Genomic DNA, 14,388 nt, shown 5'->3' with positions numbered 1-14,388 from the left:
GCCCTCCCCAATCCTATATCATCGGCATCACCGCTACCGTTCGAGAAATGATGCGAATTTGCGCGCCGTGTCACAAGAATAGATCGGTTTTGGTTTCATAGACGCTGAAAGCTGCGGACTCCGCGATTTCGAGGCCAAGAACCTCGAACATTGGAGTCTTGCGGCTTTTTGTCGTTTTTGCGTTATGAAATTTGAGAAGAAACCGAGGCATATACTCCATGGCGACCAAGGCGAAAGCGGCAGACCAGAGCCGCACCAAGCGTATCCGCAAGATATTCGGCGACATTCACGAAGTGATCAAAATGCCGAACCTCATCGAAGTTCAGAGGGACAGCTACGAACAGTTCCTGCGCTCCAACCCCGAGATCGACTACGTCTCGGGTCTTGAGAAAACGCTTCGTTCGGTTTTCCCGATCCGGGATTTCGCCGGCACCGCCGAACTCGATTTCGTCCATTACGAACTCGAACCGCCAAAATATGACACAGAGGAATGCCGCCAGCGCGGGATTACCTATGCCGCTCCGATGCGCGTTACGCTGCGCCTGATCGTTTTCGAGGTCGACCCCGACACGGAAACCCGCTCGGTTCTCGATATCAAGGAACAGGACGTCTATATGGGCGACATGCCGTTGATGACCGACAACGGCACCTTCCTTATCAATGGCACCGAGCGCGTCATCGTCTCGCAGATGCACCGTTCGCCGGGTGTTCTGTTCGATCATGATCGCGGAAAGACCCACGCCTCGGGCAAATTCCTCTTTGCAGCCCGTGTCATTCCTTATCGCGGCAGCTGGCTCGATTTCGAATTCGACGCGAAAGACATCGTCAATGTCCGCATCGACCGTAAGCGGAAATTGCCGGTCACGGCCCTGCTCCACGCACTCGGCCTGACCAGCGAGGAAATCCTCGCACAGTTCTACGAAACCGTTGTGTACAAACGCGCTAAAGATGGCTGGGAAATCCCGTTCGTAGCCGATGCGTGGCGGGGTATGAAGCCAACCTTCGACATGGTCGACGGGAAATCCGGTGAAATCATCTTTGCCGCAGGCCAGAAGGTTACGCCTCGCGCTGCCAGCAAAGCCGAAAAGGACGGCCTCAAGAGCCTCCTTATCCCAACGGAAGAGATTTTTGGCCGCTACAGCGCGTTCGATCTGATCAATGAGAAGACCGGCGAAATCTATATCGAAGCAGGTGACGAGGTTTCGGAAGAAAATCTTGAACTGCTCGATAATGCCAAGATCAATGAGCTGGTGCTGCTCGACATCGATCACACCAACACCGGCCCCTGGATCCGCAACACGCTGAAAGCCGACAAGGCCGAAGATACCGATCAGGCACTGGCCGATATCTACCGCGTCATGCGCCCCGGCGAACCGCCCACGCGCGAAACCGCCGACGCGCTGTTCGAAGGCCTGTTCTTCGATCCCGAACGCTATGACCTTTCCGGCGTTGGCCGCTGGAAACTCAACATGCGGCTCGAACTGGATGCCCCGGAAGACCTGACGACACTGCGCAAGGAAGACATTCTCGCAGTGGTTCAGGAAATCGTGGACCTCAAGGACGGCAAGGGCGAAGTCGATGATGTCGACAATCTCGCTAACCGCCGTGTCCGCTCGGTCGGTGAGCTGCTGGAAAACCAGTACCGTGTCGGCCTTCTCCGTATGGAGCGCGCCGTCAAGGAACGCATGAGCTCGGTCGATGTGTCGACCGTGATGCCGAACGATCTGATCAACGCGAAGCCGGCCGTTGCCGCTGTTCGCGAGTTCTTCGGTTCGTCCCAGCTCTCGCAGTTCATGGACCAGACCAACCCGCTCTCCGAAGTCACGCATAAGCGCCGCGTTTCGGCGCTTGGGCCGGGCGGTCTCACACGTGAGCGCGCCGGCTTCGAAGTCCGCGACGTTCACCCGACCCATTATGGCCGTATCTGCCCGATCGAGACGCCTGAAGGTCCTAATATCGGCCTGATCAATTCGCTGGCCTCGTTCAGCCGCGTCAATAAATATGGCTTTATCGAAACGCCTTATCGCAAGGTTGTCGACGGCAAGGTGACCGACGAGGTCGTCTATCTATCTGCAATGGAAGAGCAGAAGCATACGGTCGCACAGGCCAATGCCGAGCTAAATGCCGACGGCTCGTTCGTCGAGGAAATCGTCTCTTCGCGTCAGGCCGGCGAATTCCTGATGGCCCAGCGCGAACAGATCACCCTTATGGACGTTTCGCCGAAACAGCTGGTTTCGGTTGCGGCCTCGCTGATCCCGTTCCTCGAAAACGATGACGCAAACCGCGCGCTCATGGGCTCGAACATGCAACGCCAGGCCGTGCCTCTGGTAAAAGCCGAGGCGCCGCTTGTTGGCACCGGCATGGAAGCGACCGTGGCCCGGGATTCCGGCGCAGCCGTCGTCGCCCGCCGCGGCGGCGTGGTCGACCAGGTTGATGCCACACGTATCGTGATCCGCGCATCTGGCGCGGTGAACGCGAATGAGAGCGGCGTGGATATCTACACGCTGATGAAGTTCCAGCGCTCGAACCAGAACACCTGCATCAACCAGCGCCCGCTGGTGAAAGTCGGTGAGATGATCGAAGCCGGCGACGTCCTGGCCGATGGTCCTTCCACGGAATATGGCGAGCTCGCGCTCGGCAAGAATACGCTCGTCGCGTTCATGCCTTGGAACGGCTACAATTATGAGGATTCCATCCTCATTTCCGAACGCATCGTGAAAGACGATGAATTTACCTCGATCCATATCGAGGAATTCGAAGTCATGGCCCGCGACACCAAGCTCGGGCCTGAAGACATCACCCGCGACATTCCGAATGTCGGCGAGGAAGCCCTGCGCAACCTCGACGAGGCGGGTATCGTATATATCGGCGCGGAAGTGCATCCGGGCGATATTCTCGCCGGCAAGATCACGCCGAAGGGCGAAAGCCCGATGACGCCGGAGGAGAAGCTTCTCCGCGCCATCTTTGGTGAAAAGGCTTCGGACGTTCGCGATACGTCACTCCGCCTGCCGCCGGGCGTTGCCGGCACGGTTGTGGAGGTACGGGTGTTCAACCGCCACGGCATCGACAAAGACGAACGCGCCATGGCCATCGAACGCGAGGAAATCGAACGCCTCCGTAAGGATGCGGATGACGAACGCGCCATTCTCAACCGCGCCACCTATGGCCGACTGAAGGAAATGCTCGTCGGCCAGACGGTAACCGCTGCGCCCAAGGGCGTGACCAAAGGATCGAAGCTGACAGCAGCAATGCTCGACGAAGTCGAAAAGCATGACTGGTGGGAATTTGCGGTAAAGACCGACAAGCGCCAGGGCGAACTCGAACTCGTCAAACAGCAATATGACGAAGCGGCCGAGAAAATCGAAGCCAAATTCCAGGATCGTCGTGAGAAGCTGGAACGGGGCGACGAACTGCCGCCAGGCGTTCTCAAGATGGTCAAGGTTTTCGTCGCGGTGAAGCGCAAGCTGCAGCCGGGCGACAAAATGGCCGGCCGTCACGGCAACAAAGGTGTGATTTCCCGGATCCTGCCGCACGAAGACATGCCGTTCCTGGAAGATGGCACGCCGGTCGATATCGTGCTCAACCCGCTTGGTGTGCCTTCGCGCATGAATGTCGGGCAGATCTTCGAAACCCATCTCGGTATGGCCGCTCGTGGCCTTGGCGGGCAAATTAAAGAAGCCCTTGAGGATTGGCGGCATGCCAACCCGGATGCCAGCACAGGAAAACCGCCAGCGGCGGTTCGCGATGCGATGAAGACCGCCTATGGCGAACCTTATCACGAGAGCATCAAGGCAATCGACGATGATAAAGTGATCGAGATGGCAGGCCGGCTCACAAGCGGCGTTCCGATGGGCACACCGGTGTTTGACGGCGCGCGCGAAGGCGATGTCACCGACATGCTGACGCTCGCCGGGCTCGACGCAAGCGGTCAGGTTGATCTGTATGATGGCCGCACCGGCGAATGTTTCGATCGCAAGGTAACGGTGGGCTATATCTACATGCTCAAACTGCACCATCTGGTCGACGACAAGATTCACGCCCGTTCGATCGGTCCGTACAGCCTCGTTACCCAGCAGCCGTTGGGCGGCAAGGCGCAGTTCGGCGGCCAGCGCTTCGGCGAGATGGAGGTCTGGGCGCTCCAGGCCTATGGCGCGGCATATACGTTGCAGGAAATGCTCACGGTCAAGTCCGACGATGTCGTCGGACGGACCAAGGTCTACGAGGCGATCGTCAAAGGCGACGACACGTTCGAAGCCGGCATTCCCGAAAGCTTCAACGTGCTTGTGAAGGAAATGCGTTCGCTGGGCCTCAGCGTCGATCTCAAGTCTATCTCAGAGGACGGAGAAGACGGGGACGACCTTTCCATCGCCGCCGAATAATTACGACTATTCAGTCCCCCGCTCGTGATCGGGCGGAGGCAGACAAGGATCAGACATGAACGAACTGACCAACTTCCAGAATCCCGTCGCCAAGCCGGAGACGTTTGACCAGATCCAGATCGGTCTCGCATCTCCCGAGAAGATCCGCAGCTGGTCTTTCGGTGAAATCAAGAAGCCGGAAACCATCAACTACCGGACGTTCAAGCCGGAACGTGACGGCCTGTTCTGCGCCCGTATCTTTGGCCCGATCAAGGATTATGAATGCCTGTGCGGCAAGTACAAGCGCATGAAATACAAGGGCATTGTGTGCGAGAAGTGCGGTGTGGAAGTCACCGTATCGAAGGTCCGCCGTGAGCGGATGGGCCATATCGACCTCGCTGCCCCGGTTGCCCATATCTGGTTCCTGAAGTCCCTGCCTTCGCGCATCGGCCTTCTTCTGGATATGCAGCTGAAGCAGCTCGAACGGATTTTGTACTTCGAGCAATATGTCGTGATCGAGCCGGGCCTGACGCCGCTCGAGAAATTCCAACTGCTGACCGAGGACGAGATTCTCGAAGCGCAGGACGAATATGGTGAAGATGCCTTCTCCGCCGGCATCGGTGCAGAGGCCGTCAAGCAGATGCTGATCGATCTCGACCTTGAACGGGAACGCGAAGACCTGCTCGAAGATCTGGCGACGACAAAATCGACGCTGAAGCCGAAAAAGATCATCAAGCGGCTCAAGGTCGTCGAGAGCTTCATCGATTCCGGTAACCGCCCCGAATGGATGATCCTCGATATCGTTCCGGTCATCCCGCCCGAACTGCGCCCGCTGGTCCCACTGGACGGTGGTCGCTTCGCAACGTCGGACCTCAACGACCTGTATCGCCGCGTGATCAACCGCAACAACCGCCTGAAGCGCCTCATGGAGCTGCGCGCACCGGACATCATCGTCCGCAACGAGAAGCGCATGCTGCAGGAATCCGTCGATGCCCTGTTCGATAATGGCCGCCGCGGCCGGACGATCACTGGCGCCAACAAGCGCCCGCTGAAATCGCTTTCGGACATGCTCAAAGGCAAACAGGGCCGCTTCCGCCAGAACCTGCTCGGCAAGCGCGTCGACTATTCCGGTCGTTCGGTCATCGTGACCGGCCCGGAGCTGAAATTGCATCAGTGCGGCCTGCCGAAAAAGATGGCGCTCGAGCTGTTCAAGCCGTTCATCTACGCCCGTCTCGATGCCAAGGGCCTCTCCATGACGCTCAAACAGGCCAAGAAATGGGTCGAGAAAGAGCGCAAGGAAGTCTGGGACATCCTCGACGAGGTTATCCGCGAGCATCCGGTAATGCTGAACCGCGCGCCGACGCTTCACCGTCTCGGCATCCAGGCTTTCGAGCCGGTCCTGATCGAGGGTAAGGCCATCCAGCTTCACCCGCTGGTCTGCGCAGCCTTCAACGCCGACTTCGATGGCGACCAGATGGCCGTCCATGTCCCGCTGAGCCTCGAGGCCCAGCTGGAAGCGCGCGTGCTGATGATGTCGACGAACAACATTCTCTCGCCCGCCAACGGTAAACCGATTATCGTGCCCTCGCAGGATATGGTGCTCGGCATCTACTATCTGTCGATGGACCGTGAAGGCGAGCCCGGCGAAGGATCGATCCTTGCCGATATCACCGAAGTGCACCAGGCACTCGAAGTTGGCGCGGTAACGCTCCACTCGAAGATCACGAGCCGAGTTCCGCAAACCGACGAGAATGGCAAAACCTATATGGCGCGCGTGGAAACGACACCGGGCCGGATGCTGATCAGCGAAAAGCTGCCCCAGTCGCACAAGGTGCCTTATGAGACGATCAACCGCCTGCTCACCAAGAAGGAAATCGCAGACGTCATCGATCAGGTCTATCGCCACACTGGCCAGAAGGACACCGTCCTGTTTGCTGATGGCATCATGGCACTGGGCTTCAGGCACGCATTCAAGGCGGGGATTTCGTTCGGTAAAGACGATATGATCATCCCCGATGCGAAAGAACCTCTGGTCGACGAAACCCGCGCGCTGGTGGCCGATTATGAGCAGCAGTATCAGGACGGCCTGATTACCCAGCAGGAAAAATATAATAAGGTCATCGATGCCTGGAGCCGTTGTTCGGACCAGGTGGCAAACGCCATGATGGACGAAATCCGTGCAACGCCGAAGGACGATGACGGCCGTGAGAAAGAGATCAACTCGATCTACATGATGTCGCATTCGGGCGCTCGCGGCAGCCCCGCCCAGATGAAACAGCTGGCTGGTATGCGTGGCCTGATGGCCAAGCCGTCGGGCGAAATCATCGAGACCCCCATCCTTTCCAACTTCAAGGAAGGCCTGACGGTTCTCGAATATTTCAACTCGACCCACGGCGCCCGCAAGGGCCTTGCCGATACGGCTCTCAAGACGGCGAACTCGGGTTATCTGACCCGTCGCCTTGTCGACGTGTCGCAGGATTGCACAATCGTCGAGGAAGACTGCAAGACGAAGAACAGCCTTGAGATGAAAGCGATCATCCAGGGCGGTTCGACCATTGCCACCCTCAGCGAGCGTATCCTTGGCCGGACGGCTGCCGAAGACATTGTCGACGGCAAGACCGACGAGGTGATCGTCAAGGCCGGCGTGATGATGGACGAACCGACGGCGCTCGCTGTCGAAGAGTCCGGCGTCCAGTCGGTGCAGATCCGTTCGCCGCTGACCTGCGAATCCAAGGTCGGCGTCTGCGGCAAATGCTATGGCCGCGATCTTGCCCGCGGCACGCCGGTCAATATCGGCGAAGCTGTTGGCGTTATCGCAGCCCAGTCGATCGGCGAGCCGGGCACCCAGCTGACGATGCGGACCTTCCACATCGGCGGCGCGGCGCAGCTCAACGAGCAGTCCAACCTTGAATCGCCGGCCGACGGTAAGCTCGAATATCGCGAGCTTAACGCCATCGTCGACAGCAAGGACCGGACGCTGGCTCTGTCTCGCTCCGGCGAACTGGCGATTATCGACACCGAAGGCCGCGAAGTTGGCGTGTTCCGCGTGCCTTATGGCGCACGGCTCCTCCAGAAGGACGGCGAAACCGTCGCCAAGGGCGATCGGATTGCCGAATGGGATCCGAGCTATGCACCGGTCATCACCGAAAAAGGCGGTACGGCGAAGTTCCAGGACATCATCGACAACCGAACGGTCAAGGACGAAACCGATGAGGCGACGGGTATTACCCAGAACGTCATCACCGAAGACCAGGCCAAGACCAAGAAGGACGATCTCAAGCCGCGTATCACGCTGCTCGACGATGACAGCGGCGAGGCAGGCGTCTATCGCCTGATCCCCGGCGCGGTTATCTCCGTCACGGACGGTCAGACGCTCCATGCTGGTGACATTGTCGCCCGTCTGCCGCGGGAAGCCGCCAAGACGCGCGATATTACCGGTGGTTTGCCGCGGGTTGCCGAGCTTTTCGAAGCCCGGATTCCGAAGGACAATGCAGTTATCGCCAAGATCGATGGCCGCATCGAATTCGTCCGCGACTATAAAGCGAAGCGCAAGATTGCGATCATCCCGGAAGAAGGCGATCCAGTCGAGTATCTGATCCCGAAAACAAAGATCATCGATGTGCAGGAAGGCGATTTCGTTAAGAAGGGCGACGATCTCGTTGCCGGCTCGCCCGATCCGCACGATATTCTCGAGGTTCTTGGCGTTGAAGCACTGGCCGAATATCTCGTTTCGGAAATCCAGGAGGTCTATCGTCTGCAGGGCGTGAAGATCAACGACAAGCATATCGAAACGATCGTTCGTCAGATGCTTCAGAAGGTCGAAATCACCGATGGTGGCGATACCACGCTGCTCGCAGGCGAACAGCTTGACGAAGAAGAGATGAACGAGATCAACGAGCGCCTGACCAAGAAGCAGAAGCCTGCCATCGGCAAACCGGTGCTTCTCGGCATCACCAAGGCCTCGCTGCAGACGCGCAGCTTCATCTCTGCAGCATCCTTCCAGGAAACGACGCGCGTTCTTACCGAAGCCGCCGTTCAGGGCAAGATCGACACGCTGCAGGGCCTGAAAGAGAATGTCATCGTTGGCCGGCTCATCCCTGCTGGCACCGGTGCGGGCATGAACCGCGTCCGTGTAACGGCATCTTCACGCGATGCGGCACTCCGTGCTCAGCAGAAGAAGCTCCAGGAAGCCATGCTTGCTGCGCAGGAAGCTGAAGCTGAACCGGCCGCCGAAGAGGCCGCCGTGGAAGCCGAGACCAGCGAAAGCTAGGGCGCGACCATGCGTGCAATGAGAACAGCCTCGCCGGTGTGAACCGGCGGGGCTTTTTCTCGCCAGAAGGGCATCGAAGCCCGGCATTGGCCTTTGCAGCGCAAACCCCTATTCCGTCATCATGGAAGTTACCGATCTCCGCATTGCACTGTTCAGCGGCAACTACAATTATGTCCGGGACGGTGCGAACCAGGCGCTGAACCGGCTGGTCGGCTATTTGCTCAACCAGGGCGCGGCCGTCCGGGTCTATTCGCCCGTTGTCGAAGAACCGGATTTCGAACCGACTGGTGATCTCGTTCATGTACCGGCTCTCGCCCTACCCGGCCGCGCGGAGTATCGCGCCCCCGTTCGCCTCCCCGGCAGAGTCCGCAAGGACATTGCCGAATTCGCGCCGAACATATTCCATATCGCGAGTCCGGAAATCCTGGGTCACCGCGCGCTCAGCCTCGCGCGGCGCTGGAACATCCCGGCCGTGGCCTCTGTGCACACCCGGTTCGAGACCTATCCCCGCTATTACGGCCTGACTTTTTTGGAGCCGTTGGTCGTTGCCGTGCTTCGCCGCTTCTATCGCCGGTGCGATGCGATTTTCGCGCCATCGGAGTCCATGGCCCAAATCCTCCGCGAACAGCGGATGAGCTTTGACGTCGGCATCTGGTCCCGCGGTATCGACCGCGGAATATTCGATGCGCGCCACCGCGATCTCGAATGGCGGCGGGGGCATGGCATCGGGGATGATGAAGTCGCTATCGGCTTTGTCGGCCGTCTCGTCATGGAAAAAGGGCTCGACGTCTATTCGGACGCGATCGACCAGCTGGAAAAGCGCGGCGTTAAACACCGCGTCCTCGTCATCGGCGAGGGCCCGGCTCGGGAATGGTTCGAGCGGCGCCTGCCGAACGGCGTTTTTGTCGGCTTTCAGAAGGGTGCGGACCTTGGCCGTGCGGTCGCGTCGATGGATATGCTGTTCAACCCCAGCATCACCGAAACTTTCGGCAATGTCACGCTGGAGGCCATGGCCGCCGGCCTCCCGGTCGTCGCAGCCAGGGCGACGGGCAGCCAGAGCCTCGTCGATGACGGCATCACGGGCCGGCTCGTCCGCCCCGGTGCTATCGAAGCCTTTGCAGACGCACTTCAGCTCTATTGCGAAGATGACGCCGCCAGAAAGGCAGCGGGAGCCGCCGGATGCGCCGCCAGCGAGCGCTATGGCTGGGATCAGGTGAACCAGGCGCTAGTTGACGGCTATCTGCGTGTCGTCCGCCAGCGAGTCGATGGAACTTCGGGACCGCCACGCAGCCCCGTACCCTAAAGCCGCTCGATACGCTGCGCCGTCTCGTCGAGAATTTCCGTGATCTGCCTGGCCAGCGCTTCATCCGTGTCGTCACGCGAGAAACGGTGGCCGAGGACAGCGAAGAGGTTGCCCATGGCCCGGCGCACAGATGCATTTTCGGCCTTATTTTCCCGCTCTCTCATTTGCGACAAGCGGGCGAGCAGCGCCTCGACTTCCGCCTGCTTTTCTTCAATCTCGGCCCTGCCTGCATCGGTAGCCGCAAACGCCTTGCGCGAACCATCGGCCTCCACCGGCTCGATTAAAGAGCTGTCTTCCAGCAAGTTGAGCGTTGGGTAAATGATACCCGGGCTTGGTGTGTAGGCACCGCCCGTCAGCTCCTCAATCGCGCGAATGAGATCATAACCATGCCGGGCTTCATCCGCGATCAGCTTAAGCAGAACGAGGCGCAACTCGCCGGAATCAAAGATCCGCCTGCGCCGTTTACGCTGCTGCCGGCCGCTGAAATCTCTGCCCCGCCAACCATCAAACTGCATGGCAAATAGCGATTCGGGAAAGCCCTTGTTCCAGCGGCTCCGGTGGCCGCTCCGATGGTTCCTTGTCATAGTCACGTCCTTTTCAAGATAGATTTAAGATATATCTTGATAGTTTTTTGTCAATAGCGCTATGCCTTGTGCTTGGATGGCATGCCTGCAGAAATCGGCTAGAGTGCCACGATGGCCGACCTGTTTGTAAGCGACGACCCCGAAGACGGGGAAATAACGAACGCTCCCCTTGCCGACCTGCTTCGGCCCGCGTCACTTGTAGATGTCGTTGGGCAGGAGCATCTGACCGGTCCCGACGGACCGATCGGCCGGATGGTCGCCGCCGGCAGGCTCGCCTCCATCATCTTCTGGGGACCGCCAGGAACCGGTAAGACAACCATCGCCCGGCTTCTCGCCAATGCGGTCGACCTGCGCTTCATCGCCATTTCGGCGGTATTCTCCGGAGTGGCCGACCTGAAAAAAGCCTTTGCTGAAGCCCGGCAGATGGCCAGCGCCGGAAAGCGGACGCTTCTTTTTGTCGACGAAATCCACCGTTTCAATCGCGCGCAGCAGGATGGCTTCCTGCCCTATGTCGAAGACGGCACCGTCACGCTGGTCGGCGCGACGACCGAAAACCCGTCTTTCGAGCTGAACTCCGCTCTGCTGAGCCGCGCGCAAGTGTTGATCCTCAATCGCCTCGATACCGTTGCGCTGAGCACGCTGCTCGATCGCGCCGAGGCGCATGAAGGCCGCCCACTGCCCCTGACCGCGGAAGCGCGCAGCGCCCTGATCGCATCAACCGATGGCGATGGCCGCTTCCTTCTCAACCAGGCGGAAACGTTGTTTTCGGTCGACCTTGCAGAACCACTGGATCCTTCGGGCCTGGCCGACATGCTCCATCGCCGCGTGCCGGTTTATGACAAGGACCGGGAAGGCCACTACAATCTGATATCGGCACTGCACAAGGCGATGCGCGGGTCCGATGCTCAAGCCTCTCTCTATTATCTCGCCCGCATGCTCGTGGCGGGCGAAGAGCCACTCTACGTCCTGAGGCGGATTACGCGATTTGCCAGCGAAGATATTGGGCTGGCCGATCCCCAGGCTCTGCTCCAATGCCTCGCCGCCAAGGATGCCTATGCGTTTCTCGGCAGCCCGGAAGGCGAGCTCGCGATCGTCCAGGCCTGTCTCTATTGCGCGACAGCCCCAAAATCGAACGCCACCTACAAGGCGCAAAAAGCGGCTTGGAAAACCGCCATGGAAACCGGCTCGCTGATGCCGCCCAAGAATATCCTCAACGCCCCGACCCGGCTGATGAAGGATGTCGGATACGGCAAGGGCTATGCCTATGACCATGACAGCGACGATGCCTTTTCCGGCGACAATTACTGGCCGGAAGAGATGGAAAAGCAGGAATTCTACAAACCGTCCCCGAGAGGTTTCGAAGCAAAAGTGGCGGAACGCCTGGCGTTCTGGGAGAAGTTACGGATGGGTCGATAGTATTGATTGGCTAATGACCGCAAAAAAGCGTATTCTGCACCAGACAGATAGTAATGTTACAACAGGGGAATTTTCATGGAATTCGATCTCAACCGTGACATAGATTGGGCATTGATCTGGGAATGGTCGCTCAAAATTGGCGCGGCATTGCTGATCCTTCTGATCACGCACTTTATCGCCAAAGCGGTAAAATGGGCCATCGCCCGAATGGTCGACAAGATCCCGGCACTGCAGAAACACAGTTCGGCCGAACCCGGCGAGACCGTTGGCAGCCAAATCGGATCATTGGCTTACTGGATCGTCTGGCTTGTCGGCCTTGTCGTGGCCCTGCAGCCGTTGGAACTCAGCGGCGTTCTCGACCCTGTTCGCGAACTGACCACGGACATATTCGGATTCCTTCCCAATCTGATCGGTGCAGGGTTGATCATGTTCGGCGGCGTTATCGTTGCAACGATCGTCCGCCGTATCGTCGAGACTTCACTGAAAGCGATCAATGCGGACGCATGGTTTGCACGGGCAGGAGCCGGCGAGATCACCGGCGGTGACGACGTTGCGGCAGGATCCGGCACCAGCACGTCCCTGAGCGGCGCCATCGGCGTCATCGTCTTCGTGCTGATCATCATTCCGATCGCGACGGGTGCTCTGCAGACGCTCCAGCTGACGTCGATTTCCGAACCACTGGTCGCAATCCTCAATGATGTCGCCTTTTTCATTCCGCGAATGATCGCCGCGGCCCTGATCCTCGGCACGGCCTATTTCATCGGCCGCTGGGTCAAAGGCTGGATCGAGCAGGTTCTTGGGGCTCTGGGTGTCGATGCTGCAGCATCGGGCTCGGGGCTTGTTCCGGAGAGTGTGCATGCCAGCAAGGTCATCGGCACTATAGCCCTCACCGCTATTATGCTGGTATCCGCCGTCGCCGCCATTGAAGTGCTCGAAATCCAGTCCGTACAGGCCATGGTGACCGAAGTGGTTGCGCTGGGCAGCCGGGTGATTTTCGGTCTTGTCATCATCGCTGTCGGTATCCTGCTTGCGCGGGTTCTCAGCAATCTGATGGCAAGCTCGACCGGCGAAAGCGGACTGCTGCAGACCATCCTGAAATGGCTGATCATCGCGCTGTTCGCGGCCATGGGCCTCAAATTCATGCAGATTGCCGATGAGATCGTCGTGATTGCCTTTGCCGCGATCCTCGGTTCGGCCGCAGTCGCCGCCGCCATCGCCTTCGGGCTTGGCGGACGGCCGACGGCGCACAAGCTGCTTGAACGTTGGACGGAAGGCAAAGCCAATCGAACCAACCCGGGAGACAAGACCCCTCCCGGTATCTAGGGCGGGAGCCGCATGCGGCGTTTTGGCCAGTTCGCCTGTTTCGACTGGTCGGGACAGGCGGTAGCGAGGCCCAAAGGCATTGCCTTGGCGGTAACGGAGGCGGGAGCGAAAGCCCCCGCCCTTGTTGCGCCTGTAAAGGGCTGGTCGCGCGGTGAAGCCCTGCACTGGCTCGGCGATCGCGCGGCCGAGAATGCGGACATGCTGATCGGCTTCGACTTTTCCGCCGCCCTGCCCTTTGTCGATCATGGCTCTTATTTCCCCGGCTGGGGAGACAGCCCGGGCAGCGCTCGCGCGCTGTGGCAGTGGATCGACACATTTTGTGCTGCCGAACCGCATTTCTCTGCCTCAACGATCCTCGAGCAGGACTTCCTCGCCCAGCATTTCCGCTATCAGGTCCGCCGCGAGACTATCACCGGCACCCGGTTCGAGGGACCGCTAGGCCGCTTGCGCGTAACCGAACAGGCATGCCGTACACAGAAGCGCGGCAACGCGGTCTCCTGTTTCAATCTTGTCGGCGCAGCACAGGTCGGAAAATCGAGCCTTACCGGGATGCGGATCCTGCACCGGCTTGGCGGAGCAATCCCCATCTGGCCATATGATGCGATCCCGGAACAGGGCCCGATGCTCGTTGAAATCTATACCGGCATCGCCGCCCGCGCAGCAGGGCTTACAGGTCCTACAAAGCTTCGCGACGGGAATAGCCTGGACGAAGCGCTAGCCAGTCTTGGCAGCGCGCCGCACAATCGCCTCCTCCACTATGACGATCACAGTACCGATGCGATTCTGGCGAGCGCCTGGCTGCGCCGTGCCGCTAACGATTCCGCACTCTGGAACCCTGCCCGACTCAGCGCCCCGCTGGCGCAAACCGAAGGATGGACTTTCGGCGTGGCCTGATGACAGGGATGGGCGCGACGGCAAAGACAACGGGGCTGGACCTCCGCAATCTTTACAGGCATGGGAACGCGGCGCGCCGGATTAGCTCAGCTGGTAGAGCAACCGCCTTGTAAGCGGTAGGTCGTCCGTTCGAGTCGGACATCCGGCACCACACAGTTTATCCTTCCAAATCAATAACTTAGCCTGCGCATTAACTCGGCGAATTGAGGCGCAATTACCGCCCCTTAGCCCTATTATGCG

The 14,388-nt window shown here is 59.3% G+C and carries 7 protein-coding genes and 1 tRNA gene; 7 read left to right on the top strand and 1 reads right to left on the bottom strand.

Annotated elements, in window-relative coordinates; all coding sequences use genetic code 11:
- Positions 1–218: 218 nt before the first annotated feature.
- From rpoB to DFR46_RS00060, 3 genes are all read left to right on the top strand, one after another.
- Complete coding sequence (rpoB, locus tag DFR46_RS00070) at positions 219–4,379, top strand: DNA-directed RNA polymerase subunit beta (RefSeq protein WP_116234607.1); 4,161 nt, start codon at positions 219–221, stop codon at positions 4,377–4,379.
- 55 nt (positions 4,380–4,434) lie between these two features.
- On the top strand, positions 4,435–8,628 hold the full coding sequence (rpoC, locus tag DFR46_RS00065; protein ID WP_116234606.1) for a DNA-directed RNA polymerase subunit beta': 4,194 nt from the start codon (positions 4,435–4,437) through the stop codon (positions 8,626–8,628).
- Positions 8,629–8,749: 121 nt separating this feature from the next.
- Positions 8,750–9,931: a glycosyltransferase family 4 protein gene (locus DFR46_RS00060; RefSeq protein WP_116234605.1), complete on the top strand. Its 1,182-nt coding sequence runs from the start codon at positions 8,750–8,752 to the stop codon at positions 9,929–9,931.
- Here the strand turns inward: DFR46_RS00060 and DFR46_RS00055 are convergent.
- Positions 9,928–10,515 carry a PadR family transcriptional regulator gene (locus DFR46_RS00055; protein WP_116234604.1) on the bottom strand — a complete coding sequence of 196 codons (588 nt, stop codon included), beginning with the start codon at positions 10,513–10,515 and terminating at the stop codon, positions 9,928–9,930. The genes DFR46_RS00060 and DFR46_RS00055 overlap by 4 nt on opposite strands.
- Positions 10,516–10,626: 111 nt before the next feature.
- Between DFR46_RS00055 and DFR46_RS00050 the strand changes: the two genes are divergently transcribed.
- The 4 genes from DFR46_RS00050 to DFR46_RS00035 all read left to right on the top strand — a co-directional run bounded on the left by DFR46_RS00050 (position 10,627) and on the right by DFR46_RS00035 (position 14,299).
- Positions 10,627–11,931, top strand: coding sequence for a replication-associated recombination protein A (locus tag DFR46_RS00050; RefSeq protein ID WP_116234603.1), 1,305 nt, complete (start codon positions 10,627–10,629; stop codon positions 11,929–11,931).
- Positions 11,932–12,006: 75 nt separating this feature from the next.
- A complete protein-coding gene (locus DFR46_RS00045; protein WP_116234602.1) occupies positions 12,007–13,254 on the top strand; it encodes a mechanosensitive ion channel in 1,248 nt (415 codons plus the stop codon).
- Positions 13,255–13,266: 12 nt separating this feature from the next.
- Positions 13,267–14,148, top strand: a complete 882-nt coding sequence (locus DFR46_RS00040; RefSeq protein WP_116234601.1) for a hypothetical protein — start codon at positions 13,267–13,269, stop codon at positions 14,146–14,148.
- Positions 14,149–14,223: 75 nt separating this feature from the next.
- A tRNA-Thr gene (locus tag DFR46_RS00035) sits at positions 14,224–14,299 on the top strand.
- Positions 14,300–14,388 lie beyond the last annotated feature (89 nt).

Source organism: Parasphingopyxis lamellibrachiae, assembly GCF_003385775.1.
Classification (GTDB): Bacteria; Pseudomonadota; Alphaproteobacteria; order Sphingomonadales; family Sphingomonadaceae; genus Parasphingopyxis; species Parasphingopyxis lamellibrachiae.
The sequence above is the reverse complement of the archived record's forward strand: the minus strand, read 5'-3'. Positions and strand labels throughout refer to the sequence as shown.

Excerpts from the sequence above, each read along its gene's own strand:
- rpoB (WP_116234607.1), top strand. The coding sequence starts at position 219 with ATGGCGACCAAGGCGAAAGCGGCAGACCAGAGCCGCACCAAGCGTATC.
- rpoC (WP_116234606.1), top strand. The coding sequence starts at position 4,435 with ATGAACGAACTGACCAACTTCCAGAATCCCGTCGCCAAGCCGGAGACG.
- DFR46_RS00060 (WP_116234605.1), top strand. The coding sequence starts at position 8,750 with ATGGAAGTTACCGATCTCCGCATTGCACTGTTCAGCGGCAACTACAAT.
- DFR46_RS00055 (WP_116234604.1), bottom strand. The coding sequence starts at position 10,515 with ATGACAAGGAACCATCGGAGCGGCCACCGGAGCCGCTGGAACAAGGGC.
- DFR46_RS00050 (WP_116234603.1), top strand. The coding sequence starts at position 10,627 with ATGGCCGACCTGTTTGTAAGCGACGACCCCGAAGACGGGGAAATAACG.
- DFR46_RS00045 (WP_116234602.1), top strand. The coding sequence starts at position 12,007 with ATGGAATTCGATCTCAACCGTGACATAGATTGGGCATTGATCTGGGAA.
- DFR46_RS00040 (WP_116234601.1), top strand. The coding sequence starts at position 13,267 with ATGCGGCGTTTTGGCCAGTTCGCCTGTTTCGACTGGTCGGGACAGGCG.